Annotated in this window: 35 protein-coding genes; 1 reads left to right on the top strand and 34 read right to left on the bottom strand. The window is 70.7% G+C overall.

Features of this window, described 5'->3' with window-relative positions; genetic code table 11:
- Positions 1 to 7: 7 nt before the first annotated feature.
- Positions 8 to 670, top strand: a complete 663-nt coding sequence (locus ACI79E_RS05855) for an NAD(P)-binding oxidoreductase (RefSeq protein ID WP_456931586.1) — start codon at positions 8 to 10, stop codon at positions 668 to 670.
- 70 nt (positions 671 to 740) lie between these two features.
- Here ACI79E_RS05855 and truA read toward each other — a convergent pair whose 3' ends face one another.
- The 34 genes from truA to tuf all read right to left on the bottom strand — a co-directional run bounded on the left by truA (position 741) and on the right by tuf (position 20,705).
- Positions 741 to 1,580: a tRNA pseudouridine(38-40) synthase TruA gene (gene truA, locus ACI79E_RS05850; protein WP_456931585.1), complete on the bottom strand. Its 840-nt coding sequence runs from the start codon at positions 1,578 to 1,580 to the stop codon at positions 741 to 743.
- 40 nt (positions 1,581 to 1,620) lie between these two features.
- A complete protein-coding gene (locus ACI79E_RS05845) occupies positions 1,621 to 2,004 on the bottom strand; it encodes a hypothetical protein (RefSeq protein WP_456931584.1) in 384 nt (127 codons plus the stop codon).
- Positions 2,001 to 2,630, bottom strand: a complete 630-nt coding sequence (gene rplQ, locus ACI79E_RS05840; RefSeq protein WP_456931583.1) for a 50S ribosomal protein L17 — start codon at positions 2,628 to 2,630, stop codon at positions 2,001 to 2,003. Before rplQ ends, ACI79E_RS05845 begins: the two co-directional genes overlap by 4 nt.
- A 139-nt stretch (positions 2,631 to 2,769) precedes the next feature.
- Positions 2,770 to 3,834 carry a DNA-directed RNA polymerase subunit alpha gene (locus ACI79E_RS05835; protein WP_456931582.1) on the bottom strand — a complete coding sequence of 355 codons (1,065 nt, stop codon included), beginning with the start codon at positions 3,832 to 3,834 and terminating at the stop codon, positions 2,770 to 2,772.
- Between the two features lie 139 nt (positions 3,835 to 3,973).
- Positions 3,974 to 4,600 (bottom strand): 30S ribosomal protein S4, encoded by a 627-nt coding sequence (rpsD, locus tag ACI79E_RS05830; protein WP_091213385.1) that lies wholly within the window; start codon positions 4,598 to 4,600, stop codon positions 3,974 to 3,976.
- 32 nt (positions 4,601 to 4,632) lie between these two features.
- Positions 4,633 to 5,040, bottom strand: a complete 408-nt coding sequence (rpsK, locus tag ACI79E_RS05825) for a 30S ribosomal protein S11 (RefSeq protein WP_091380976.1) — start codon at positions 5,038 to 5,040, stop codon at positions 4,633 to 4,635.
- 97 nt (positions 5,041 to 5,137) lie between these two features.
- Positions 5,138 to 5,518, bottom strand: a complete 381-nt coding sequence (rpsM, locus tag ACI79E_RS05820) for a 30S ribosomal protein S13 (RefSeq protein WP_091380978.1) — start codon at positions 5,516 to 5,518, stop codon at positions 5,138 to 5,140.
- Between the two features lie 14 nt (positions 5,519 to 5,532).
- Positions 5,533 to 5,646, bottom strand: a complete 114-nt coding sequence (gene rpmJ / locus ACI79E_RS05815; protein ID WP_012950458.1) for a 50S ribosomal protein L36 — start codon at positions 5,644 to 5,646, stop codon at positions 5,533 to 5,535.
- Between the two features lie 71 nt (positions 5,647 to 5,717).
- Positions 5,718 to 5,939 (bottom strand): translation initiation factor IF-1, encoded by a 222-nt coding sequence (gene infA, locus ACI79E_RS05810; RefSeq protein WP_012950459.1) that lies wholly within the window; start codon positions 5,937 to 5,939, stop codon positions 5,718 to 5,720.
- Positions 5,940 to 6,226: 287 nt separating this feature from the next.
- Positions 6,227 to 7,087: a type I methionyl aminopeptidase gene (map, locus tag ACI79E_RS05805; RefSeq protein ID WP_456931581.1), complete on the bottom strand. Its 861-nt coding sequence runs from the start codon at positions 7,085 to 7,087 to the stop codon at positions 6,227 to 6,229.
- Between the two features lie 15 nt (positions 7,088 to 7,102).
- Positions 7,103 to 7,732: an adenylate kinase gene (locus ACI79E_RS05800; protein WP_456931580.1), complete on the bottom strand. Its 630-nt coding sequence runs from the start codon at positions 7,730 to 7,732 to the stop codon at positions 7,103 to 7,105.
- Positions 7,732 to 9,042 (bottom strand): preprotein translocase subunit SecY, encoded by a 1,311-nt coding sequence (gene secY, locus ACI79E_RS05795; protein ID WP_456931579.1) that lies wholly within the window; start codon positions 9,040 to 9,042, stop codon positions 7,732 to 7,734. Before secY ends, ACI79E_RS05800 begins: the two co-directional genes overlap by 1 nt.
- A 184-nt stretch (positions 9,043 to 9,226) precedes the next feature.
- Positions 9,227 to 9,670, bottom strand: coding sequence for a 50S ribosomal protein L15 (rplO, locus tag ACI79E_RS05790; RefSeq protein ID WP_456931578.1), 444 nt, complete (start codon positions 9,668 to 9,670; stop codon positions 9,227 to 9,229).
- A gap of 24 nt (positions 9,671 to 9,694) precedes the next feature.
- Complete coding sequence (gene rpmD, locus ACI79E_RS05785; protein WP_456931577.1) at positions 9,695 to 9,877, bottom strand: 50S ribosomal protein L30; 183 nt, start codon at positions 9,875 to 9,877, stop codon at positions 9,695 to 9,697.
- A 1-nt stretch (position 9,878) separates the two neighbouring features.
- Entirely contained in the window at positions 9,879 to 10,493 is a 615-nt protein-coding gene (gene rpsE / locus ACI79E_RS05780) for a 30S ribosomal protein S5 (RefSeq protein WP_072919083.1), read from the bottom strand.
- A 31-nt stretch (positions 10,494 to 10,524) separates the two neighbouring features.
- Positions 10,525 to 10,929, bottom strand: coding sequence for a 50S ribosomal protein L18 (rplR, locus tag ACI79E_RS05775; protein ID WP_456931576.1), 405 nt, complete (start codon positions 10,927 to 10,929; stop codon positions 10,525 to 10,527).
- Complete coding sequence (gene rplF, locus ACI79E_RS05770) at positions 10,929 to 11,468, bottom strand: 50S ribosomal protein L6 (RefSeq protein WP_456922940.1); 540 nt, start codon at positions 11,466 to 11,468, stop codon at positions 10,929 to 10,931. Before rplF ends, rplR begins: the two co-directional genes overlap by 1 nt.
- Positions 11,469 to 11,480: 12 nt before the next feature.
- Positions 11,481 to 11,885 (bottom strand): 30S ribosomal protein S8, encoded by a 405-nt coding sequence (gene rpsH / locus ACI79E_RS05765; protein ID WP_448617472.1) that lies wholly within the window; start codon positions 11,883 to 11,885, stop codon positions 11,481 to 11,483.
- Positions 11,886 to 12,015: 130 nt separating this feature from the next.
- Positions 12,016 to 12,201 carry a type Z 30S ribosomal protein S14 gene (locus ACI79E_RS05760; protein WP_012950469.1) on the bottom strand — a complete coding sequence of 62 codons (186 nt, stop codon included), beginning with the start codon at positions 12,199 to 12,201 and terminating at the stop codon, positions 12,016 to 12,018.
- 22 nt (positions 12,202 to 12,223) lie between these two features.
- The gene (rplE, locus tag ACI79E_RS05755) at positions 12,224 to 12,808 is read right to left on the bottom strand and encodes a 50S ribosomal protein L5 (protein ID WP_456931575.1); all 585 of its coding nucleotides are present in this window, start codon (positions 12,806 to 12,808) and stop codon (positions 12,224 to 12,226) included.
- 4 nt (positions 12,809 to 12,812) lie between these two features.
- Positions 12,813 to 13,148: a 50S ribosomal protein L24 gene (gene rplX, locus ACI79E_RS05750; RefSeq protein ID WP_456931574.1), complete on the bottom strand. Its 336-nt coding sequence runs from the start codon at positions 13,146 to 13,148 to the stop codon at positions 12,813 to 12,815.
- 2 nt (positions 13,149 to 13,150) lie between these two features.
- Complete coding sequence (gene rplN / locus ACI79E_RS05745; RefSeq protein ID WP_012950472.1) at positions 13,151 to 13,519, bottom strand: 50S ribosomal protein L14; 369 nt, start codon at positions 13,517 to 13,519, stop codon at positions 13,151 to 13,153.
- Positions 13,520 to 13,749: 230 nt separating this feature from the next.
- Positions 13,750 to 14,043 (bottom strand): 30S ribosomal protein S17, encoded by a 294-nt coding sequence (gene rpsQ, locus ACI79E_RS05740; RefSeq protein ID WP_456931573.1) that lies wholly within the window; start codon positions 14,041 to 14,043, stop codon positions 13,750 to 13,752.
- Complete coding sequence (rpmC, locus tag ACI79E_RS05735; protein ID WP_014377985.1) at positions 14,040 to 14,273, bottom strand: 50S ribosomal protein L29; 234 nt, start codon at positions 14,271 to 14,273, stop codon at positions 14,040 to 14,042. Before rpmC ends, rpsQ begins: the two co-directional genes overlap by 4 nt.
- A complete protein-coding gene (rplP, locus tag ACI79E_RS05730) occupies positions 14,273 to 14,689 on the bottom strand; it encodes a 50S ribosomal protein L16 (protein ID WP_012950475.1) in 417 nt (138 codons plus the stop codon). Before rplP ends, rpmC begins: the two co-directional genes overlap by 1 nt.
- Before the next feature lie 3 nt (positions 14,690 to 14,692).
- Positions 14,693 to 15,610, bottom strand: a complete 918-nt coding sequence (gene rpsC / locus ACI79E_RS05725; protein WP_456931572.1) for a 30S ribosomal protein S3 — start codon at positions 15,608 to 15,610, stop codon at positions 14,693 to 14,695.
- Positions 15,610 to 16,077, bottom strand: coding sequence for a 50S ribosomal protein L22 (gene rplV / locus ACI79E_RS05720; protein ID WP_456922935.1), 468 nt, complete (start codon positions 16,075 to 16,077; stop codon positions 15,610 to 15,612). The genes rpsC and rplV overlap by 1 nt, the downstream gene beginning before the upstream one ends.
- Before the next feature lie 20 nt (positions 16,078 to 16,097).
- Positions 16,098 to 16,379, bottom strand: coding sequence for a 30S ribosomal protein S19 (gene rpsS / locus ACI79E_RS05715; RefSeq protein WP_089402109.1), 282 nt, complete (start codon positions 16,377 to 16,379; stop codon positions 16,098 to 16,100).
- A gap of 23 nt (positions 16,380 to 16,402) precedes the next feature.
- Positions 16,403 to 17,236, bottom strand: a complete 834-nt coding sequence (rplB, locus tag ACI79E_RS05710; protein ID WP_456931571.1) for a 50S ribosomal protein L2 — start codon at positions 17,234 to 17,236, stop codon at positions 16,403 to 16,405.
- A 43-nt stretch (positions 17,237 to 17,279) separates the two neighbouring features.
- Positions 17,280 to 17,582: a 50S ribosomal protein L23 gene (gene rplW, locus ACI79E_RS05705; RefSeq protein ID WP_456922933.1), complete on the bottom strand. Its 303-nt coding sequence runs from the start codon at positions 17,580 to 17,582 to the stop codon at positions 17,280 to 17,282.
- Entirely contained in the window at positions 17,579 to 18,364 is a 786-nt protein-coding gene (gene rplD, locus ACI79E_RS05700; protein ID WP_456931570.1) for a 50S ribosomal protein L4, read from the bottom strand. The genes rplW and rplD overlap by 4 nt, the downstream gene beginning before the upstream one ends.
- Positions 18,361 to 19,026 carry a 50S ribosomal protein L3 gene (gene rplC / locus ACI79E_RS05695; protein ID WP_456931569.1) on the bottom strand — a complete coding sequence of 222 codons (666 nt, stop codon included), beginning with the start codon at positions 19,024 to 19,026 and terminating at the stop codon, positions 18,361 to 18,363. The genes rplD and rplC overlap by 4 nt, the downstream gene beginning before the upstream one ends.
- Positions 19,027 to 19,041: 15 nt before the next feature.
- Positions 19,042 to 19,347 (bottom strand): 30S ribosomal protein S10, encoded by a 306-nt coding sequence (rpsJ, locus tag ACI79E_RS05690; RefSeq protein ID WP_012950483.1) that lies wholly within the window; start codon positions 19,345 to 19,347, stop codon positions 19,042 to 19,044.
- A gap of 164 nt (positions 19,348 to 19,511) precedes the next feature.
- Entirely contained in the window at positions 19,512 to 20,705 is a 1,194-nt protein-coding gene (gene tuf, locus ACI79E_RS05685) for an elongation factor Tu (protein ID WP_456931568.1), read from the bottom strand.
- Between the last annotated feature and the right edge of the window lie 22 nt (positions 20,706 to 20,727).

The following is a 20,727-nucleotide window of genomic DNA, read 5'->3' as shown; positions in this document are numbered from 1 at the left end:
CCGCGGCATGCGCATCGTCATCGCCGGGGCCCACGGGCAGGTCGCCCGCCGCCTCGGCCGCCTGCTGTCCGCCCGCGGCGACGCCGTCGTCGGCATCGTCCGCAACCCCGACCACCAGGACGACCTGCGCCAGGACGGCGTGCAGCCGGTCGTCCTCGACCTCGAGCGGGCCACGGTCGACGAGGTGGCCGGCGTGCTCACGGGGGCCGACGCGGTCGTCTTCGCCGCGGGCGCCGGGCCCGGCAGCGGCGCGGCCCGCAAGCACACCGTCGACAAGGGCGCCGCGCTGCTCCTCGCGGACGCCGCGGAACGGGCCGGCGTCCGGCGCTACCTGCTCGTGTCGTCGATGGGCGTGGAGCAGGCCCGGCAGGGCACACCCCCGGGCATGGACCCGGTCTTCGCGACCTACCTGCAGGCCAAGCTCGCCGCGGAGGACGCCATCCTGCCCCGCCCCGCCCTCGAGACCGTGGTCCTCCGGCCGGGGCGGCTGACCGACGACCCCGGCACCGGCCGGGTCACCCTCGCCCACGGCGTGGAGTACGGCGAGGTCCCGCGGGAGGACGTCGCCGCGGTGCTGCTCGCCTTCCTCGACGACCCGCGGGACGGCGCGGTGGTCGAGCTGGGTAGCGGGCCGACGCCGGTCGCCGAGGCGGTCGCGGCCATCGCCTGACCAGGCCCGCCGCGCCCCTGCGCCGCCACGGGGTGGTCCCAGGACGTCCCCGAGCGTGCGAGCGGCCTCCTCAGTCGCGGCGGGCGCGGGTGACCTGCGCGCGGGCAGCCAGCTCGGCGTCCGGCGGGTAGTCCACCGCGACCAGGGTCAGCCCGCCCGCCGGCGCCACGGGGACCTCGCTGGCCCGCTCGGTCCGGGCCAGCAGCCCCGCCGGCCACTCCGGTGGGCGCCGCCCCTCCCCGACCGCCAGCAGGGCGCCGACGAGGCTGCGCACCATCGAGTGGCAGAAGGCGTCGGCCGACGCCCGCACGACCACCAGGTCCCCGTCGCGCTCCACCGACAGCCCCAGCAGGGTGCGGATCGTCGTCGCGCCCTCCCGCCGCCGGCAGTAGGCGGCGAAGTCGTGCTCACCGAGGAGCAGCCCGGCGGCCAGCTGCATGGCCTCGACGTCGAGCCGGCGCGGCCACCCCACGGTGTCCGCTCGGCGCAGCGGTGGCGGCCCGGCGTCGGCGTCGGTCAGCCGGTAGACGTAGTGCCGTCGCAGCGCCCCGAAGCGCGCGTCGAAGTCGGCCGGCGCCTCGTCGACGCCGTGGACGGCGATGTCCGGCGGCAGGACCCCCCGGAGCCGGCGGACCAGGCGTTCCCGTTGCTGTGCCCAGGTCGCGCGCGGCACGTCGGCGTGCGCCACCTGCCCGGTGGCGTGCACCCCGGCGTCGGTGCGTCCGGCGACGGTCAGCTCGACGGGGCAGCGCAGCACCGTGGCCAGGGCGGCCTCCAGGTCGCCCTGGACGGTCCGCTGGGCCGGCTGGCGGGCCCAGCCGTGCAGGGCCGTGCCGTCGTAGGCGATCTGCAGCCGGAGACGGACGAGCCCGCCACCGGGATCGGTGGCGGGCTCGTCGGTGTCGTGCACGGTGCGGGTCTGCGCACCCCGGGTCGGGGTGCTCAGCGGATCACTCGGGGTCGCGTGCGGACTCGCCGCCGGGCGCCTGCAGGCTGGCCGTCGCCGCGTCCCCCAGCTCGGCGGCGTTGACCTCGGCGGCCGCGGCGTCGGCCACGTCGGCCGACACGTTGTCGCCCTCGACGACCACACCGTTCTCGGCGGTCGGCTCCGGGGTGACGTCGCCGTCGTCCTGGCGCTCGCCGTCGGGGTTGAAGACGTCGCTGACGATCTCCTGCGCCTCGTCGTCGACCTGCCCGCCGATCACGGCCGGGGAGGTGTCCCCGCCGGGACCGGTGGTCTCGCCCACGGAGGTCGCGCCCTGGTCACCGCCGCTGGCGGGCACCCCGGCGGCGCCGGCGTTGCCGCCCTCGCCCGGGTTCGCCCGGTCGCTCACTTCGCGCCGTCCGTGCCCTCGGCGTCGCCCGGGGACTCGGCGTCCTCGGCCACGGCCTCGGCGTCGGCCGCGGAGGCCTCCACGTCGGTGGTCTCGACACCGGCCTCGGCGTCGGTGGTCCCGGCGTCGGTCGCCTCGGTGGCGTCGGCGTCGGCGGCGTCGAGGGCGTCCGCAGTGACCTCACCGGAGGCCGCGGCCGCACCGGCGCCGGCGGCGAACCGGGTGCCACGGGCACGCTCGGCCTCGCCGACGGCCTCCTGCGCCACGGTCAGGCCCTCGACCAGCTCGATGACCGCCATGGGGGCGTTGTCACCCTTGCGCGGGCCGACCTTGGTGATGCGGGTGTAGCCACCGGGACGGTTCGCGTAGCGCGGCCCGATCTCGGCGAACAGGGTGTGGACGACGTCCTTGTCCCGGATGGTCGTCATGACCTGACGACGGGCGTGCAGGTCACCGCGCTTGGCGAAGGTGACCAGCTTCTCGGCCAGCGGGCGCAGCCGCTTGGCCTTGGTCTCGGTGGTGGTGATCCGCCCGTGCTCGAACAGCGACGTGGCCAGGTTGGCCAGCATCAGCCGCTCGTGCGAGGGGGACCCGCCGAGACGGGGGCCCTTGGTGGGGGTGGGCATGTCGGTCCTTCCTCAGGCGGCCGGGCGGTCGGTGCCGGGCTGCATCATCCGTGGTGCTGTCGTCGCTTCAGTGTGGCTGCCCGGACGACGGCGCCGGACGGCGGGTCGCCCCGCCGTCCGGCCCGGACAGCTGCGCAGCTCAGAGCTGCTCGGTCTCCTGGTAGGACCCGTCGCTGTACTCGACGTCCGTGTACTCGCCGTGCTGCTGGTACGCGTCGGTCTCGTACCCCTCGTCGTAGCTCTCGACCGAGGTCGGGATGAACCCGGGCGGGCTGTCCTTGAGCGCGAGGCCCATGGCCGCCAGCTTCATCTTGACCTCGTCGATGGACTTGGCCCCGAAGTTGCGGATGTCGAGCAGGTCCGCCTCCGAGCGGGTGACGAGCTCACCGACGGTGTGCACGCCCTCGCGCTTGAGGCAGTTGTAGGACCGGACGGTGAGGTCCATGTCCTCGATCGGCATCGAGAAGTTCGCGATGTCGGCGGCCTCGGCCGGGCTGGGGCCGACCTCGATGCCCTCGGCGTCGATGTTCAGCTCGCGCAGCAGGCCGAACAGCTCGACCAGGGTGGAGCCGGCGCTGGCGATGGCGTCCCGGGGGGCGATCGACGGCTTGGTCTCGACGTCGACGACCAGGCGGTCGAAGTCCGTCCGCTGCTCGACACGGGTCGCCTCGACCGCGTAGGTCACCTTGAGGACGGGCGAGTAGATCGAGTCGACCGGGATCCGGCCGATCTCCTGGCCCGGCTGCTTGTTCTGCGGGGCCGGCACGTAGCCGCGGCCACGCTCGACGACCAGCTCGATCTCCAGCCGGCCCTTGCCGTTGAGGGTGGCGATGTGCAGGTCGGGGTTGTGCACCTCGACACCGGCCGGGGGCGCGATGTCGCCGGCGGTGACCTCACCGGGGCCCTGCTTGCGCAGGTACATGGTCACCGGCTCGTCGGAGTCGGAGCTGACGACCAGGCCCTTGAGGTTGAGGATGATCTCGGTGACGTCCTCCTTGACCCCCGGCACGGTGGTGAACTCGTGCAGGGTGCCCTCGATCCGGATGCTGGTGACAGCAGCGCCGGGGATGGAGGACAGGAGGGTGCGGCGCAGGGAGTTGCCGAGGGTGTAGCCGAAGCCGGGCTCGAGCGGCTCGATCACGAACCGCGAGCGCTGCTCGGAGAGGGTCTCCTCGGTCAGCGTCGGGCGCTGGGCGATGAGCATGGGTGTGTCTCCTCTGGGTCCTCCGGCGCCCGCCATATGACGCCGTGAGGGTGGTGGTGCAGGCCCCGGCGGACATCGGTCCGCCCACCGGAACCGGCCCGGTGCGGAGGCGGTGGCCTCCGCACCGGGCGGCGAGCTGCTACTTGGAGTAGAGCTCGACGATCAGCTGCTCCTGGACCGGGGTGTCGATCACCTGGCGGGCCGGGACGCTGTGCACGAGCACGCGCAGCTGGCTGCTGATGACCTCCAGCCACGGCGGCACGGGGCGCTCGCCGGCGCGGGCCTGGGCGACCTCGAAGGGCAGCATCCGCCGCGACTTCTCGGCGACCTCGATGATGTCGTTGGCGCTCACCCGGTACGACGGGATGTCGACCTTGCGGCCGTTCACCCGGATGTGACCGTGGCGGACCAGCTGGCGGGCCATGTCGCGGGACTCGGCGAAGCCGGCCCGGTAGACCACGTTGTCCAGACGCGACTCGAGGATCTGCAGCAGGACCTCACCGGTCTTGCCCGACTTCTTGTTCGCCTCTTCGTAGTAGCCGCGGAACTGCTTCTCCAGCACGCCGTAGATGCGGCGGGCCTTCTGCTTCTCACGCAGCTGCAGCAGGTACTCGCTGTCCTTGCTGCGGCCCCGGCCGTGCTCGCCCGGCGGGTAGGGCCGGATCTCGATCGGGCACTTCGGGGACTCGCACTTGCTGCCCTTGAGGAACAGCTTCATCTTCTCGCGCCGGCACATGCGGCAGTCGGCTCCGGTGTAACGGGCCACGTCTCTCTACCTCAGCTCTCGTCGGTGGCCGGTCAGACCCGGCGGCGCTTCTTGGGGCGGCAGCCGTTGTGCGGCTGCGGCGTCACGTCCTGGATCTGGCCCACCTCGAGACCGGTGGCCTGCAGGGACCGGATGGCGGTCTCGCGGCCGGAACCCGGGCCCTTGACGAAGACGTCGACCTTGCGCATGCCGTGCTCCTGCGCCTTGCGGGCAGCGTTCTCCGCCGCCATCTGCGCGGCGAACGGCGTGGACTTGCGCGAGCCCTTGAAGCCGACGTGGCCGGCGGAGGCCCAGCTGATCACGTTGCCCGTCGGGTCCGTGATCGACACGATCGTGTTGTTGAACGTGCTCTTGATGTGCGCGGCGCCGTGGGCGACGTTCTTCTTCTCCTTGCGGCGGACCTTCTTGGCACCAGCCGCAGTGCGAGCCCTGGGAGGCATGTCTCTCCGGTTTCCTTCAGTTCAGTGGCCAGATGCGCACGCGGTGCGCGCCGCCGTTCCCGCCCTCACGGGTCGCCACGACGGCGCGCACTGCGGCTTACTTCTTGCCGGCCTTCTTCTTGCCGGCGATGGTCTTGCGCGGGCCCTTGCTGGAGCGCGCGTTGGTGCGGGTGCGCTGACCGTGGACGGGCAGTCCGCGGCGGTGACGCAGGCCCTGGTAGCAACCGATCTCCACCTTGCGGCGGATGTCGGCGGCCACCTCGCGGCGCAGGTCACCCTCGACGCGGAAGTGCTCGTCGATGTAGTCGCGCAGCTTCAGCAGGTCCTCGTCGGTGAGGTCCTTGGCGCGCAGGTCGGGGCTGACGCCCGTCGCGGCCAGGGTCTCCTTCGCGTGGGTCTTGCCGATGCCGTAGATGTAGGTGAGCGCGATCTCCATCCGCTTCTCGCGGGGGAGGTCGACGCCGGCCAGTCGTGCCATGTCCAGGTACTCCCTCAGCCCTGCCGCTGCTTGTGGCGGGCGTTGTCGCAGATGACCATGACCCGGCCGTGCCGGCGGATCACCTTGCACTTGTCGCAGATCTTCTTCACCGACGGCTGGACCTTCACCGGTGCCGCCCCTCATTCCTGTCGATCGTGTGCCGAACGCACCGGCCCGGACGGGCGGCGCGCAGCGGCGGTTACTTGTACCGGTAGACGATGCGACCGCGGGTCAGGTCGTAGGGCGAGAGCTCCACGACCACGCGGTCCTCGGGCAGGATGCGGATGTAGTGCTGCCGCATCTTGCCGCTGATGTGGGCGAGCACCCGGTGCCCGTTCTGCAACTCGACCCGGAACATCGCGTTGGGCAGCGGCTCGACGACGCGACCCTCGACCTCGATGGCCCCGTCCTTCTTCGCCATGCCCTACACGGCCTCCCGTACTCGGTGGTGCTGGTGGTCCTCACGCGGCCGCGCCGGAGCCCGGCGGTCGCGTTCGGCTTGTTTGCAGAACTGGTGGTGCAGACGTCCTCGCGAGGGCGCCCTGGGTCGTGCGGCCACAGCACGACGACAGGACGGCGCGAACGCCGTCGTTCACTGTACCCCGCCCCGGCAGGGCTCTCCACCCCGGTCTGCTGTGATCCCGGTGGCCGGCGCGCTCTCCGCGGGGCCGGGCCCCGGAGCGTGCGCCGGTGGGGTGGAGCGGGACCTCAGGTGCGGGGGGTGATCCCGAAGGGGGCCAGCCCCGCGACGCCGCCGTCCTCCGCCGTCAGGACCCAGGGGCCCTCCGGGGTGATGGCGACGGTGTGCTCGAAGTGGGCCGCACGCGACCCGTCCTTGGTGACCACGGTCCAGCCGTCCTCGAGCTCGACGGTGGCCGGGTCGCCCACGGTGACCATCGGCTCGATGGCCAGCACCAGCCCGGGGACGAGCTTGGGTCCGCGCCCGGCCCGGCCGTAGTTCAGCACGTGCGGGTCCTGGTGCATCTCGGTGCCGATCCCGTGCCCGCCGTAGTGGTCGACGATCCCGTACGGGTGCTGCTCGGCGGTGATCGCCTCCTCGACGGCGTGGCTGATGTCGGTCAGCCGGCCGCCGGCGACCGCCTTCGCCAGGCCCGCCCACATCGACCGCTCGGTGACGTCGAGCAGCGCGGCGTCCTCGGCCGAGGGCTCCCCCACCGTCACGGTGATCGCGGAGTCGCTGTGCCAGCCGTCGAGGATGGCGCCGCAGTCGATGGAGATGTTGTCGCCCTCGGCGAGCCGGCGCTCGGGGTTCGGGATGCCGTGCACGATCTCGTCGTTGATCGACGCGCAGATGGTGCCGGTGAAGCCGTGGTACCCGAGGAAGTTGGGGACCGCACCCTGCGACCGGATGTGGTCCTCGGCCACGGCGTCGAGCTCCTTGGTGCTCACCCCGGGCCGCACCGCGGCCCGGACGGCCTTGAGCGCACCCGCCGTCACCAGGCCCGAGGCCCGCATCAGCTCGATCTCGTGCGGGGTCTTGATCTGGATCATCCGTCCACTCCACTTCGCCAGCAGCGGGAGCCGGCCGAGGAGTCCGGCGGCCGTCATCTGCGCCGCCGCCCCTCAGCCCGCGCTGGGCTGCCCGGTCGACCCGTCCGGCTGCCCGTCACCGTCGGCCTGCCCGAGCGCGCGCATGGCCCGCTGGGTGACCTCCTCGACCGCGCCGATGGCGTCGATGCGGGTGAGCAGCCCCTCGGCCTCGTAGAACCCCGACAGCGGCTCGGTCTGTTCCCGGTACACCTGCAGCCGGTGCCGCACCGTCTCGGGCTTGTCGTCCTCGCGCTGCACCCACTGGCCGTCGACCAGCATCCGCCGGCCGGAGAGCCGGCGCACCAGCTCCTCCTCCTCGACCACGAGCTCGAGCACGCGGTCCAGCCCGTGCCCGAGGTCGTGGAGGGAGGAGCGCAGCTGCTCGGCCTGGGGGATGGTGCGCGGGAAGCCGTCGAGCAGGAAACCGCCCTTGGCGTCGGGTTCGGCCAGCCGGTCCTTCACCATGGCGACGGTGACCTCGTCGGGCACCAGGTCCCCGGCGTCCATGAACACCTTCGCCTGCAGCCCGAGCTCGGTCTGCCCGCTCACGTTGGCCCGGAAGATGTCCCCGGTCGAGATCGCCGGCACGCCGAGACGGTCGGCGATGATCTGCGCCTGGGTGCCCTTGCCCGCGCCCGGAGGGCCGAGCAGCACGACGCGCACTACTTCAGGAACCCTTCGTAGTTGCGCTGGTTGAGTTGCGTCTCGATCTGCTTCACCGTCTCCAACCCCACTCCCACCATGATCAGCACCGCGGTCCCGCCGAACGGGAAGTTCTGGTTCTGGCCCTCCTGCGTGAGCGAGAGGAACAGGTTGGGCAGCACGGCCACCAGGCCCAGGTAGATCGACCCCGGCAGGGTGATCCGGGACAGCACGTACTGCAGGTACTCCGCGGTCGGCCGGCCCGGTCGGATGCCGGGGATGAAGCCGCCGTAGCGCTTCATGTCCTCCGCGCGCTCCTCCGGGTTGAAGGTGATCGACACGTAGAAGTACGTGAAGAACACGATCAGGCCGAAGTAGACGGCGATGTGGACCGGGCTGCTCTGGTCGATGACGTAGTTCTCGAAGAACCGCCGCACCGGACCGGTCTCGTTGCCCTGCAGCTGGGTGATCAGCTGCGGCAGGTAGAGCAGCGACGAGGCGAAGATGACGGGGATGACGCCGGCCTGGTTCACCTTCAGCGGCAGGTAGGTCGACGTCCCGCCGTACATGCGGCGGCCGACCATGCGCTTGGCGTACTGGACGGGGATCCGGCGCTGGGCCTGCTCCACGTAGACGACCGAGGTGATGATCACGACGGCGAGCAGGCACACCAGCGCGAAGACGAACCCGCCGCGGGTCTGCAGGATCGCCCCGCCCTCGGCGGGGATGCGGGCGGCGATCGAGGTGAAGATCAGCACGGACATGCCGTTGCCGATCCCCTTCTCGGTGAGCAGCTCGCCCAGCCACATGATGACGGCGGTACCGGCGGTCATGGCGATGACCAGGACGACCGTCGTCCAGATGGAGTCCGAGGGGATGATGTTCTGCGAGCAGTTCGGGAACAGCTGACCGCTGCGGCCCAGGGCGATGACGCCGGTGCTCTGCAGGATCGCCAGGGCGATGGTCAGGTAGCGGGTGTACTGGGTCAGCTTCGCCTGACCCGACTGCCCTTCCTTCTTCAGCTGCTCGAAGCGCGGGATGACCACGACCAGCAGCTGCACGATGATGCTCGCCGTGATGTACGGCATGATCCCGAGCGCGAAGATCGACAGTCTCAGCAGCGCGCCACCGGAGAACAGGTTGACCAGCGAGTAGAGGTCCCGCTGGTCGGAGGCCTGCGCGGCCTCGAGGCAGCTGTTGATCGCCGCCACGGAGACCCCTGGCCCGGGCACCTGCGCGCCCAGCCGGTAGACGGCGATGATCGCCAGGGAGAACAGCAGCTTGCGCCGGAGGTCTGGCGTCCGGAACGCCGCGGCGAACGCCTGCAGCACGTGCCCTCCCCTACTCGGTCGGATGAGGTTAGCAACGGGAGGGACGGGACCGGCCGAGGACCCGTCGATGCGGGCCCTGCGCGCCGTCCCGCCCCGTGGACGGCCCGGCGCTCGTGCGTCCGGGCCGGGCAGCAGACGACCCCCGGGGCGTCTCGCGGTGAGACGCCCCGGGGGTCATCGGCGGTCAGATGCGGGTGGTGCTGCCCCCGGCCGCGCTGATCTTCTCGGCGGCGGACGCCGAGAACGCGTGCGCGTGCACGTGCACCTCGACGCCACCCAGGTCGCCGGTGCCCAGCACCTTCACCGGCTGGCCGCGGCGCACGGCGCCGGCCTCGGCGAGGGTGTCGGGGTTGACCGAGCCGCCCTGGGGGAACAGCGCCGCGATCCGGTCGAGGTTGACGACCTGGAACACGACCTTGTTCGGGTTCTTGAAGCCCGAGAGCTTGGGCAGCCGCATGTGCAGCGGGGTCTGCCCACCCTCGAACCGCGCGGAGGTGTTGCCCCGCGCACCGGTGCCCTTCGTGCCGCGACCGGCGGTCTTGCCCTTGGAGCCCTCACCGCGACCCACGCGGGTCTTGGCGGTGTGGGCGCCCGGGGCCGGACGCAGGTGGTGGACCTTGAGAGTCATGAGATGTCCCTACTCAGCCGCGGTTCAGCTGATCTCTTCGACGGTGACCAGGTGCGGCACCGTCGCGACCATCCCGCGGATCTCGGGACGGTCCTCCTGCACGACCGAGTCGTGGATCTTCTTCAGACCCAGCGAACGCAGCGTCTGACGCTGGTTCGGCTTGGTCCCGATCGCGGACCTGACCTGGGTGACCTTGAGCTGCGCCATGTCAGACCCCCTGACCCGCACGGGCACGCAGCATGGCGGCCGGGGCGACGTCCTCCAGGGGCAGGCCGCGGCGAGCCGCGATCTCCTCGGGACGGACGAGGTCCTTCAGCGCCTGCATCGTGGCGTGCACGATGTTGATCGGGTTGGAGGACCCGAGGCTCTTGGACAGCACGTCGTGGATGCCGGCGCACTCGAGGACGGCACGCACCGGGCCACCGGCGATGACCCCGGTACCGGGGCTGGCCGGCTTGAGCAGCACGACGCCGGCGGCCGCCTCACCCTGCACGGGGTGCGGGATGGTGCTGGCGATGCGCGGCACCTTGTAGAAGTGCTTCTTGGCCTCCTCGACGCCCTTGGCGATCGCCGCGGGCACCTCCTTGGCCTTGCCGTAGCCGACGCCCACGGTGCCGTCGCCGTCGCCCACGATCACCAGGGCGGTGAAGCTGAAGCGCCGACCACCCTTCACGACCTTGGACACGCGGTTGATGGCCACCACGCGCTCGATGAAGTTGCTCTTCTCGGCAGGCGCGCCGCCGGGCCCCCGCCCGCCGTCACGACGGTCGCGGCGGTCGTTACCGCCGCCGGCGCCGCCGCCGCGTCGCTGTGGTCCTGGCATCAGACGTCCCTCTCGATCTGCTCGTTGCTCATCAGAAGTCCAGCCCACCCTCGCGGGCACCGTCGGCCAGGGCGGCGATCCGCCCGGCGTACCGGTTGCCGCCACGGTCGAAGACGACCGCGGAGATGCCGGCCGCCTTCGCGCGCTCGGCGATCAGCCCACCGACCTGGCGGGCGAGGGCGGACTTGTCGCCCTCCGCGCCACGCAGGCCCATGGTCGAGGCGCTGGCCAGCGTGCGGCCCACCGTGTCGTCGACCAGCTGCACGTGGATGTGCCGCGAGCTGCGCTTGACCACCAGGCGCGGGCGCTCCGGCGTGCCCGAGACCCGCTTGCGCAGCCGGTTGTGCCGGCGCAGGCGGGAGACCCGCCGTGCGGTGCTGATGTCGGTGCCGACGGGCTTGTGCACCCGAGCGGCAGCCTTCTCGGTCTGTGCCATCACTTACCCGTCTTCCCGACCTTGCGCTTGACGACCTCGCCCTGGTAGCGCACGCCCTTGCCCTTGTACGGGTCGGGGCGGCGCAGCTTGCGGATGTTGGCCGCGACCTGGCCCACCTGCTGCTTGTCGATGCCGGCGACCCGGATGCGGGTCGGGGACTCGACGGTGAAGGTGATGCCCTCCGGGGCCTTGACCGGCACCGGGTGGCTGTAGCCGAGGGCGAACTCGAGGTCCGAGCCCTTGGCCGCGACGCGGTAACCGACGCCGACGATCTCGAGGGTCTTGGTGTACCCCTCGGTGACGCCGGTGATCATGTTGGCGATCAGGGTGCGCGACAGCCCGTGCAGGGCCCGGCTCTCCCGCTCGTCGTTGGGGCGCTGCACGCTGAGCGTGCCGTCCTCGCCGCGCTCGACGGTGATGGGCGCCGCGACGGTGTGGGTCAGCGAGCCCTTGGGGCCCTTCACGCTGACCGTCTGACCGTCCACCGACACGTCCACGCCACCGGGCACGGGAATCGGGAGTCGTCCGATCCGTGACATCTGCTCGCTCCCTTACCAGACGTAGGCGAGGACTTCCCCGCCCACGCCCTTCTTGTTCGCCTGCCGGTCGGTGAGGAGCCCGGTCGAGGTGGAGATGATGGCCACCCCGAGGCCGCCGAGCACCTTGGGCAGCGCGTTGGACTTGGCGTACACCCGCAGACCGGGCTTGGAGACGCGCCGGACGCCGGCGATGCTCCGCTCACGGTTGGGGCCGTACTTGAGGTCGACGACCAGCTCCTTGCGGGTGGTGCCGTCCTTCTCGACCTCGTTGACGGTCCAGCCGGCGATGTAGCCCTCCTGCTGGAGGATCTCGGCGATGTGCGTCTTCAGCTTCGACGACGGCATGGTCGTGGAGTCGTGGTACGCCTGGTTGGCGTTCCGGATCCGCGTCAGCATGTCCGCGATCGGGTCGGTCATCGTCATGGGGTGTGGTGCCTCTCTCGCCGCGGTTCCTCACGCTGGTCCGCGTGGGCCTCTCGGCGATCGGTGGTGCTTCAGTGGTGGTCCGTCCCGTCGGCGCGGGGCCGGCGGAACGGGGTGCTGGGTCCTACCAGCTGGACTTGCTGACGCCCGGGAGCTCGCCCGCGTGGGCCATCTCCCGCAGGCAGATCCGGCACAGGCCGAACTTGCGGAACACCGAGTGCGGGCGACCGCACCGCTGGCAGCGGGTGTACCCGCGGACCGCGAACTTCGGCTTGCGGGCCGCCTTGTTGATCAGCGCCTTCTTGGCCATCTGAGTGTCTCCTCGCCCCGGCTCAGCGGGTGGTGGTCACGACGGGCTGGCCGGCGAACGGGAAGCCCAGCAGGCGGAGGAGCTCGCGACCCTCCTCGTCGTTCGTGGCGGTGGTGACCAGCGTGATGTCCATGCCGCGCGGACGGTCGATCTTGTCGACGTCGATCTCGCGGAACATCGACTGCTCGGTCAGGCCGAACGTGTAGTTGCCGTGACCGTCGAACTGCTTGGCGTTGAGCCCGCGGAAGTCACGGATGCGGGGCAGGGCCAGCGACAGCAGCCGGTCCAGGAACTCCCACATGCGGTCGCCGCGGAGGGTGACCTTGGCGCCGATCGGCATGCCCTCGCGCAGCTTGAACTGCGCGATGGACTTGCGGGCACGGACGACGGCCGGCTTCTGGCCGGTGATGGCGGTCAGGTCGCGGACCGCGCCGTCCATCAGCTTGGCGTCGCGGGTGGCCTCGCCGACGCCCATGTTGACGACGATCTTGGTCAGCCGCGGGATCTGCATGACGTTGTCGTAGTTGAACTCCGACTGCAGCGCCGGGGCGATCTGCTCGCGGTAGTGGGCGAGCATGCGGGGCAGCTCACGGGTGGGTGCGCTCATGGGGTCAGAGGTCCTTACCGGTGCGCCGCGAGACCCGGATGCTGCGGCCTTCCTCGTCCTTGCGGTAACCGACCCGGGTCGGCTTGTCCTCGGAGTCGAGCACCATCACGTTGCTCACGTGGATGCGAGCCTCCTGCGTGACGATCCCGCCCGACTGGGCACCGCGCTGGTTGGAGCTGATCCGGGTGTGCTTCTTGACCCGGCCCACGCCCTCGACGAGGACCTTCTGCTCCTTGGGGTAGGCGGCGATCACGCGCCCCTTGGCACCCTTGTCCTTGCCGGACAGCACGAGGACGGTGTCGCCCTTCTTCACCTTCATCGACGGCGTCTTGTCCGCCATGATCACAGCACCTCCGGGGCGAGCGAGATGATCCGCATGAAGCGCTTGTCGCGGAGCTCACGGCCGACCGGGCCGAAGATGCGCGTCCCGCGCGGGTCGCCGCTGTCGCGGATGATGACCGCGGCGTTCTCGTCGAAGCGGATGTAGGAGCCGTCCGGACGACGACGCTCCTTCACCGTGCGGACGACGACGGCCTTGACGACGTCGCCCCGCTTGACGCCGGCACCGGGCAGGGCGTCCTTGACGGTGGCCACGATGACGTCACCGATGCCCGCGTAGCGTCGCCCGGATCCGCCGAGCACCCGGATGCAGAGGATCTCCTTTGCACCGGTGTTGTCGGCGACCCGCAGTCGCGACTCCTGCTGGATCACGTCCTACTCCCAAATCTCAGTGGTGACAGCCGGGCCGGAACGGTGAACCGGCTGTCCGGCACCCACGTGCGGACGCACCGGCAGCGTTTCTGCCGCCGGTGCGTCCGAGCACGGGTACCGGGATGGGCGCGCACCCGCGGGGCGCGCCAGTCGTCCAGAGTACCTGCTCCTGGACATCCCCCGGAGGGGCGCTGGTCACTCGGCCCGCGTGCGGGCCGGGTGACCGGGGATCACTTGGCCTTCTCGAGGACCTCGACCAGCCGCCACCGCTTGGTGGCCGACGTCGGTCGGGTCTCCATGATCTGCACGCGGTCGCCGATGCCGGCGATCTGCTGCTCGTCGTGGGCCTTGAGCTTGCTGGTGCGACGGATGACCTTGCCGTAGAGGCCGTGCTTCACGCGGTCCTCGACCTCGACGACGATCGTCTTGTCCATCTTGTCGCTGACCACGAGGCCCTCGCGGACCTTGCGGTAGCCGCGGCCGGGCAGGCCGGGGCCGGTCGCAGTCGTCTGCGTCTCGCTCATGCCACACCCTCACTAGGGGCGACCGAGAGACCCAGCTCGCGCTCGCGCATGATCGTGTAGATCCGGGCGATGTCGCGGCGGACGGTCTGCAGCCGCCGGTTGTTGTCCAGCTGGCCGGTGGCCACCTGGAACCGCAGGTTGAACAGTTCTTCCTTCGACTCGCGCAGCCGCGAGGCGAGCTCGTCCGCAGAGAGCTCGCGCAGCTCGGGAGCGGTCAGACCGGCGGCCATCACACCTCTCCTTCACGAGTGATGAAGCGGCACTTCATCGGCAGCTTGTGGATCGCGCGCCGCATGGCCTCGCGGGCCACCGGCTCGGCCACACCGGACAGCTCGAACATGATCCGGCCCGGCTTCACGTTGGCGACCCACCACTCGGGCGAGCCCTTACCGGAACCCATGCGGGTCTCGGCCGGCTTCTTGGTGAGGGGACGGTCCGGGTAGATGGAGATCCAGACCTTCCCGCCACGACGGATGTGCCGGGTCATGGCGATACGAGCGGACTCGATCTGCCGGTTGGTCACGTACGCCGGCTCGAGGGCCTGGATGGCGTACTCACCGAAGTTGATCTCGGTGCCGCCCTTGGCACGACCCGAACGGCTCGGGTGGTGCTGCTTGCGGTGCTTGACGCGCCGTGGGATCAGCACGTGTCAGCCCTCCGTGGGGTTCTGCGCGGCCGTGGTCTCGGCCGCAGCGGTGGCCTCGGGACCAGCGGCCTCGGCGAGGGTCTGCTCGGGAGCGACCTCGCCGGAGGTCACGGCCACCGCGCTGTCGGTGGTGTCGACGGCCGGCCCGGTCGGGGACTCGGCGGCGGCGCGGCCGGCCTCGGTGCCCCCGGCGGTGGTGCCGGAGGAGCCGGAACGGCGCTGCGGGCGCTGGGCCCGCTCACGACGCTGCTGGCGGGCGGCCAGGGCCTCGAGGGCCTCGCGCTCGGCGCGGGAGCCGCTCACGTCGCCCTTGTAGATCCAGACCTTCACGCCGATGCGGCCGAAGGTGGTGCGGGCCTCGTAGATGCCGTAGTCGATGTTCGCGCGCAGGGTGTGCAGCGGCACGCGACCCTCGCGGTAGAACTCCGACCGGCTCATCTCGGTGCCGCCCAGGCGACCGGAGCACTGCACCCGGATGCCCTTGACCTGCGGGCTGCGCTGGGCCGACTGCATGGCCTTGCGCATGGCGCGACGGAAGCTCACCCGGCTGGAGAGCTGCTCGGCGACGCCCTGGGCGACCAGCTGCGCGTCGGACTCGGGGTTCTTCACCTCGAGGATGTTCAGCTGCACCTGCTTGCCGGTGAGCTTCTCCAGCTCGCCGCGGATGCGGTCGGCCTCCGCGCCACGACGGCCGATGACGATGCCCGGCCGGGCGGTGTGGATGTCGACGCGGACGCGGTCGCGGGTGCGCTCGATCTCGACCTTGGAGATCCCGGCCCGCTCCATCCCCTTGCTCATGAGCTTGCGGATGGCCACGTCTTCCTTGACGTAGTCCTTGTAGAGCTTGTCGGCGTACCACCGGGACTTGTAGTCGGTGGTGATGCCGAGCCGGAACCCGTGCGGGTTGACCTTCTGACCCACTAGCGGGTCCCTCCCCTCGTGTTGCTCTTCTGCTGCTGGGTGGCCGGACCGGACTGGCCGGTACGGCGGCGCGCGGTGCGGGACTTGCCGGCGAGCTCCTCGCTGGCAGAGACCTCCGCGACCTCCACGGTGATGTGGCAGGTCCGCTTGTTGATGCGGAACGCACGGCCCTGTGCCCGCGGACGGATCCGCTTGAGCGTGGGGCCCTCGTCCACGTACGCGGCGCTCACGACCAGGGCGGCCGGGTCCAGCCGCAGGTTGTGCTCGGCGTTCGCGACGGCGCTGGCCACCACCTTGAGCACCGGCTCACTGGCGGCCTGCGGAGCGAACCGCAGCAGCGCCAGTGCCTCGTCGGTCGGCAGGTAGCGGATGAGGTCCACCACCCGGCGTGCCTTCATGGGGGTGACGCGGACGAACCGGGCCGTGGCCCGGGCGACCGGCGTCTCCTGTCCCACCTGGGAAGTCATTGTGATCTCTCTCTACCTGGTCAGCCGCGCCGGGACCGGCGGTCGTCCTTGACGTGCCCACGGAAGGTGCGCGTGGGAGCGAACTCGCCGAGCTTGTGCCCGACCATCGCCTCGGTCACGAAGACCGGGACGTGCTTGCGGCCGTCGTGGACGGCGATCGTGTGCCCGAGCATGTCGGGGATGATCGTCGAGCGCCGCGACCAGGTTCGGATGACGGTCTTGGTGCCCTTCTCGTTCTGCGCGTCCACCTTCTTGAGCAGGTGGTCGTCGACGAACGGGCCCTTCTTCAGGCTGCGTGGCATGTCTGTCGGACTCCTCTACCCGCTCAGCGCTTCTTGTTGGTGCGCCGGCGGCGCACGATCAGGGCGTCACTGGCCTTGCGCTTGCGCGTCCGGCCCTCCGGCTTGCCCTTCGGGTTCACCGGGTGGCGACCACCGGAGGTCTTGCCCTCACCACCACCGTGCGGGTGGTCCACCGGGTTCATGGCGACACCGCGGACGGTCGGGCGCTTGCCCTTCCACCGCATCCGGCCGGCCTTGCCCCAGTTGATGTTCGACTGCTCGGCGTTGCCCACCTCGCCGATGGTCGCGCGGCAGCGGACGTCGACGTTGCGGATCTCGCCCGACGGCATGCGCAGCTGCGCGAGACGACCCTCACGGGCCACCAGCTGGACGCTGGTGCCGGCCGAGCGGGCGATCTTCGCGCCGCCACCGGGACGGAGCTCGATGGCGTGGACCACGGTGCCGACCGGGATGTTGCGCAGCGGCAGGTTGTTGCCGGGCTTGATGTCGGCAGCGGGGCCGCACTCGACCGTGTCGCCCTGCTTCAGGCGGGCCGGCGCGATGATGTAGCGCTTCTCGCCGTCGGCGAAGTGCAGCAGCGCGATGCGGGAGGTGCGGTTGGGGTCGTACTCGATGTGCGCGACCTTGGCCGGCACGCCGTCCTTGTCGGCCCGGCGGAAGTCGATCACCCGGTAGGCGCGCTTGTGCCCGCCACCCTGGTGCCGCGCCGTGACCTTCCCGTGGACGTTGCGCCCGCCACGACCGTGCAGCGGTCGGACCAGCGACTTCTCGGGATGGTCGCGGGTGACCTCGGCGAAGTCGGCGACGCTGGAGCCGCGGCGGCCCGGCGTCGTCGGCTTGTACTTGCGGATAGCCATTGCTGACTCAGTCCTCTATCTCTGGTCCGAACGGTCCCGGCGCTCAGGCGCCGGGACCACCGAAGATCTCGATGCGGTCGCCCGGGGCGAGGGACACGATGGCGCGCTTGGTGTCCTTGCGCTTGCCCATCTGGTTGCCCTTGCTCCGCTTGCGCTTGCCCTGGCGGTTGATCGTGTTCACGCCGAGGACCTTCACGTTGAAGATCTGCTCGACCGCGATCTTGATCTGCGTCTTGTTCGCCTCGGGCAGGACGATGAAGGTGTACTGGTTCTCGTCCAGCAGCCCGTAGCTCTTCTCCGAGATGACCGGGGACAGCAGGACGTCCCGGGGGTCGCGGACGCTCACGCCTTCTCCTCGGTGGTGTCGGTGGCGGTGTCCAGGTCGGTGGTGCCCTGGGCCGGCTGGATCGACGGGATGGCACCCGGGATGTCCGGCGTGGTCAGGTCGGGCAGCTCGACGTCACGGCGCTTGCCGGACACCGGGCCGGCGACGAACTCGGCCAGCGCGGTCTCGGTGAAGACGACCTCGTCGGAGACCAGCACGTCGTAGGTGTTGAGCTGGCCGGCCTCGATGAGGTGCACCTGCGGCACATTGCGCAGGCTCACCCAGTTGAGGACGTCGTCATGGTCGAGGACGACGAGCACGCGCTTGGCCGAGGTGATCGCCTCGAGGGTGGCCAGCGCGGCCTTGGTCTTCGGGGCGTCCCCGTCGACGAAGGTGCTCACCACGTGCACGCGGTTCTCACGGGCCCGGTCGGAGAGGGCGCCGCGCAGGGCGGCGGCCTTCATCTTCTTGGGGGTCCGCTGCGAGTAGTCACGCGGCTGCGGCCCGTGGACGGTGCCACCGCCCTCGAACTGCGGAGCGCGGGTCGAGCCCTGGCGGGCGCGGCCGGTGCCCTTCTGGCGGTAGGGCTTGGCGCCACCACCGCTGACCTGGCCGCGGGTCTTCGTCGCGTGCGTGCCCTGGCGCGCGGCGGCCAGCTGGGCCACCACGACCTGGTGCATGAGCGAGACGTTGGCCGACGCGTCGAAGAGCTCACCGGGCAGCGTCACGCTGCCGGCGGTCTCCCCCGCCGGGGTGCGGACGTCGACCTCGCGGTCGGTCCGGGTCTGGGTGGACTGGGTCACTGGTTGTCACTCCCCACGGGGCCGCCCTTGACGGCCGAGCGGACGAGCACGAGGCCGCCCTTCGGACCGGGGATCGCGCCCTTGATCAGCAGCAGCCCGCGCTCGGCGTCCACCTTGTGCACGTTGAGCGAGAGGGTCGTCGTCTTCACCGCGCCCATGCGGCCGGCCATGCGCAGGCCCTTGAAGACGCGGCCGGGGGTCGAGGCCCCGCCGATGGAACCGGGCGACCGGTGCTTGCGCTGGGTGCCGTGCGCGGCGCCGAGGCCACGGAAGCCGTGCCGCTTCATGACACCGGCGGTGCCCTTGCCCTTGCTGGTGCCGATGACGTCGACCTTCGCGACGCCGTCGAGGACCTCGGCGGTCAGCTCCTGGCCGACCGTGTAGTTCGAGGCGTCCGCGGTGCGCAGTTCCACCAGGTGCCGGCGCGGCGTGACGCCCGCCTTGGCGAAGTGCCCGCCCTCGGGCCTGTTCACCTTGCGCGGGTCGATCTCACCGAACCCGAGCTGGACGGCGGAGTAGCCGTCGACCTCGGGGGTGCGCACCTGGGTCACCACACACGGGCCCGCCTTGACGACGGTCACCGGCACGATGCGGTTGTTCTCGTCGAAGACCTGGGTCATGCCCAGCTTCTCGCCGAGGAGACCACGGAATGTGCTCGCCATGTCTGCTGACTGCCCTTACTGGATGTTGACGTCGACCGAGGCCGGCAGGTCGATGCGCATGAGCGCGTCGACCGTCTTCGGCGTCGGGTCGAGGATGTCGATGAGCCGCTTGTGCGTACGCATCTCGAAGTGCTCCCGCGAGTCCTTGTACTTGTGCGGGGACCGGATGACGCAGTACACGTTCTTCTCCGTCGGCAGCGGCACCGGGCCGACGACGCGCGCACCGGTCTTGGTCACCGTCTCGACGATGCGCCGCGCCGAGGCGTCGATCGCCTCGTGGTCGTAGGCCTTCAGCCGGATGCGGATCTTCTGTCCCGCCATCGCTGTCTTCTGCTCCTGCCGATCGGTGTCTGTTCTAGCTGGGAACGCCGGGAGGTCCGAACCGTCATCCGGTCAGGGCCCAGCGGGGCGGGTGGCGGTGCACACAGTGCCCGGCCACCCGGGGACGGGCGGCGGCCGTCCGGCCGCCGCCCGTCGCGGGGGGACTACTTGATGATCTTGGTGACGCGACCGGCGCCGACCGTCCGGCCACCCTCACGGATGGCGAACCGCAGGCCCTCCTCCATGGCGATCGGCTGGATCAGCTCGACCGTCATCTCGGTGTTGTCGCCCGGCATGACCATCTCGGTGCCGGCGGGCAGGGTCACCACGCCGGTCACGTCCGTCGTCCGGAAGTAGAACTGGGGACGGTAGTTGTTGAAGAACGGCGTGTGACGGCCGCCCTCGTCCTTCGAGAGGATGTAGACCGAGCCCTCGAAGTTGGTGTGCGGGGTGATGGAACCCGGCTTCACCACGACCTGGCCGCGCTCGACGTCCTCGCGCTTGATGCCGCGCAGCAGCAGGCCCACGTTGTCGCCGGCCTGGCCCTGGTCGAGCAGCTTGCGGAACATCTCGACGCCGGTGACGGTGGTCTTGGTCGACGACGGGCGGATGCCGACGATCTCGACCTCCTCGTTCACCTTGACGATGCCGCGCTCCACGCGACCGGTGACGACGGTGCCGCGACCGGTGATGGTGAAGACGTCCTCGACGGGCATGAGGAACGGCTTGTCGATGTCACGCTGCGGCTCGGGGATCGCGGTGTCGACCGCGTTCATGAGCTCCATGAGCTTGTCGCCCCACTCGGCGTCGCCCTCGAGCGCCTTCAGCGCGGACACGCGCACCACGGGGACGTCGTCGCCCGGGAACTCGTACTCGCTGAGCAGCTCGCGGACCTCCAGCTCGACGAGCTCGAGGATCTCCTCGTCGTCGACCATGTCGGCCTTGTTGAGGGCCACGACGATGTAGGGGACGCCGACCTGGCGGGCCAGGAGGACGTGCTCCTTGGTCTGCGGCATCGGGCCGTCGGTCGCCGCGACCACCAGGATGGCGCCGTCCATCTGCGCCGCACCGGTGATCATGTTCTTGATGTAGTCGGCGTGACCGGGGCAGTCGACGTGCGCGTAGTGCCGGTTCTCGGTCTGGTACTCGACGTGCGCGATCGAGATCGTGATGCCGCGGGCCTTCTCCTCGGGCGCCTTGTCGATCTGGTCGAAGGCCGACGCCTCGTTGAGGTCCGGGTACTTGTCGTGCAGCACCTTGGTGATCGCCGCGGTCAGCGTGGTCTTGCCGTGGTCGATGTGCCCGATGGTGCCGATGTTGACGTGCGGCTTGGTCCGCTCGAACTTGGCCTTGGCCACTGGGTTCCTCTCCTCGTGGTGT

It is taken from the genome of Geodermatophilus sp. SYSU D00079 (assembly GCF_054050635.1).
This window is presented reverse-complemented; position numbering and strand designations above follow the sequence as displayed.

Coding starts and splice junctions, on each gene's coding strand:
- ACI79E_RS05855 (WP_456931586.1), top strand. CDS start 8: ATGCGCATCGTCATCGCCGGGGCCCACGGGCAGGTCGCCCGCCGCCTC.
- rplQ (WP_456931583.1), bottom strand. CDS start 2,630: ATGCCCACCCCCACCAAGGGCCCCCGTCTCGGCGGGTCCCCCTCGCAC.
- ACI79E_RS05835 (WP_456931582.1), bottom strand. CDS start 3,834: ATGCTCATCGCCCAGCGCCCGACGCTGACCGAGGAGACCCTCTCCGAG.
- rpsK (WP_091380976.1), bottom strand. CDS start 5,040: ATGCCTCCCAGGGCTCGCACTGCGGCTGGTGCCAAGAAGGTCCGCCGC.
- rpsM (WP_091380978.1), bottom strand. CDS start 5,518: ATGGCACGACTGGCCGGCGTCGACCTCCCCCGCGAGAAGCGGATGGAG.
- infA (WP_012950459.1), bottom strand. CDS start 5,939: ATGGCGAAGAAGGACGGGGCCATCGAGGTCGAGGGTCGCGTCGTCGAG.
- map (WP_456931581.1), bottom strand. CDS start 7,087: ATGACGGCCGCCGGACTCCTCGGCCGGCTCCCGCTGCTGGCGAAGTGG.
- rplO (WP_456931578.1), bottom strand. CDS start 9,670: ATGACTCTCAAGGTCCACCACCTGCGTCCGGCCCCGGGCGCCCACACC.
- rpmD (WP_456931577.1), bottom strand. CDS start 9,877: ATGGCGCAGCTCAAGGTCACCCAGGTCAGGTCCGCGATCGGGACCAAG.
- rpsE (WP_072919083.1), bottom strand. CDS start 10,493: ATGCCAGGACCACAGCGACGCGGCGGCGGCGCCGGCGGCGGTAACGAC.
- rplR (WP_456931576.1), bottom strand. CDS start 10,929: ATGGCACAGACCGAGAAGGCTGCCGCTCGGGTGCACAAGCCCGTCGGC.
- rplF (WP_456922940.1), bottom strand. CDS start 11,468: ATGTCACGGATCGGACGACTCCCGATTCCCGTGCCCGGTGGCGTGGAC.
- rpsH (WP_448617472.1), bottom strand. CDS start 11,885: ATGACCGACCCGATCGCGGACATGCTGACGCGGATCCGGAACGCCAAC.
- ACI79E_RS05760 (WP_012950469.1), bottom strand. CDS start 12,201: ATGGCCAAGAAGGCGCTGATCAACAAGGCGGCCCGCAAGCCGAAGTTC.
- rplE (WP_456931575.1), bottom strand. CDS start 12,808: ATGAGCGCACCCACCCGTGAGCTGCCCCGCATGCTCGCCCACTACCGC.
- rplX (WP_456931574.1), bottom strand. CDS start 13,148: ATGGCGGACAAGACGCCGTCGATGAAGGTGAAGAAGGGCGACACCGTC.
- rpsQ (WP_456931573.1), bottom strand. CDS start 14,043: ATGAGCGAGACGCAGACGACTGCGACCGGCCCCGGCCTGCCCGGCCGC.
- rpmC (WP_014377985.1), bottom strand. CDS start 14,273: ATGGCCGCCGGTCTGACCGCTCCCGAGCTGCGCGAGCTCTCTGCGGAC.
- rplV (WP_456922935.1), bottom strand. CDS start 16,077: ATGACTTCCCAGGTGGGACAGGAGACGCCGGTCGCCCGGGCCACGGCC.
- rpsS (WP_089402109.1), bottom strand. CDS start 16,379: ATGCCACGCAGCCTGAAGAAGGGCCCGTTCGTCGACGACCACCTGCTC.
- rplB (WP_456931571.1), bottom strand. CDS start 17,236: ATGGCTATCCGCAAGTACAAGCCGACGACGCCGGGCCGCCGCGGCTCC.
- rplC (WP_456931569.1), bottom strand. CDS start 19,026: ATGGCGAGCACATTCCGTGGTCTCCTCGGCGAGAAGCTGGGCATGACC.
- rpsJ (WP_012950483.1), bottom strand. CDS start 19,347: ATGGCGGGACAGAAGATCCGCATCCGGCTGAAGGCCTACGACCACGAG.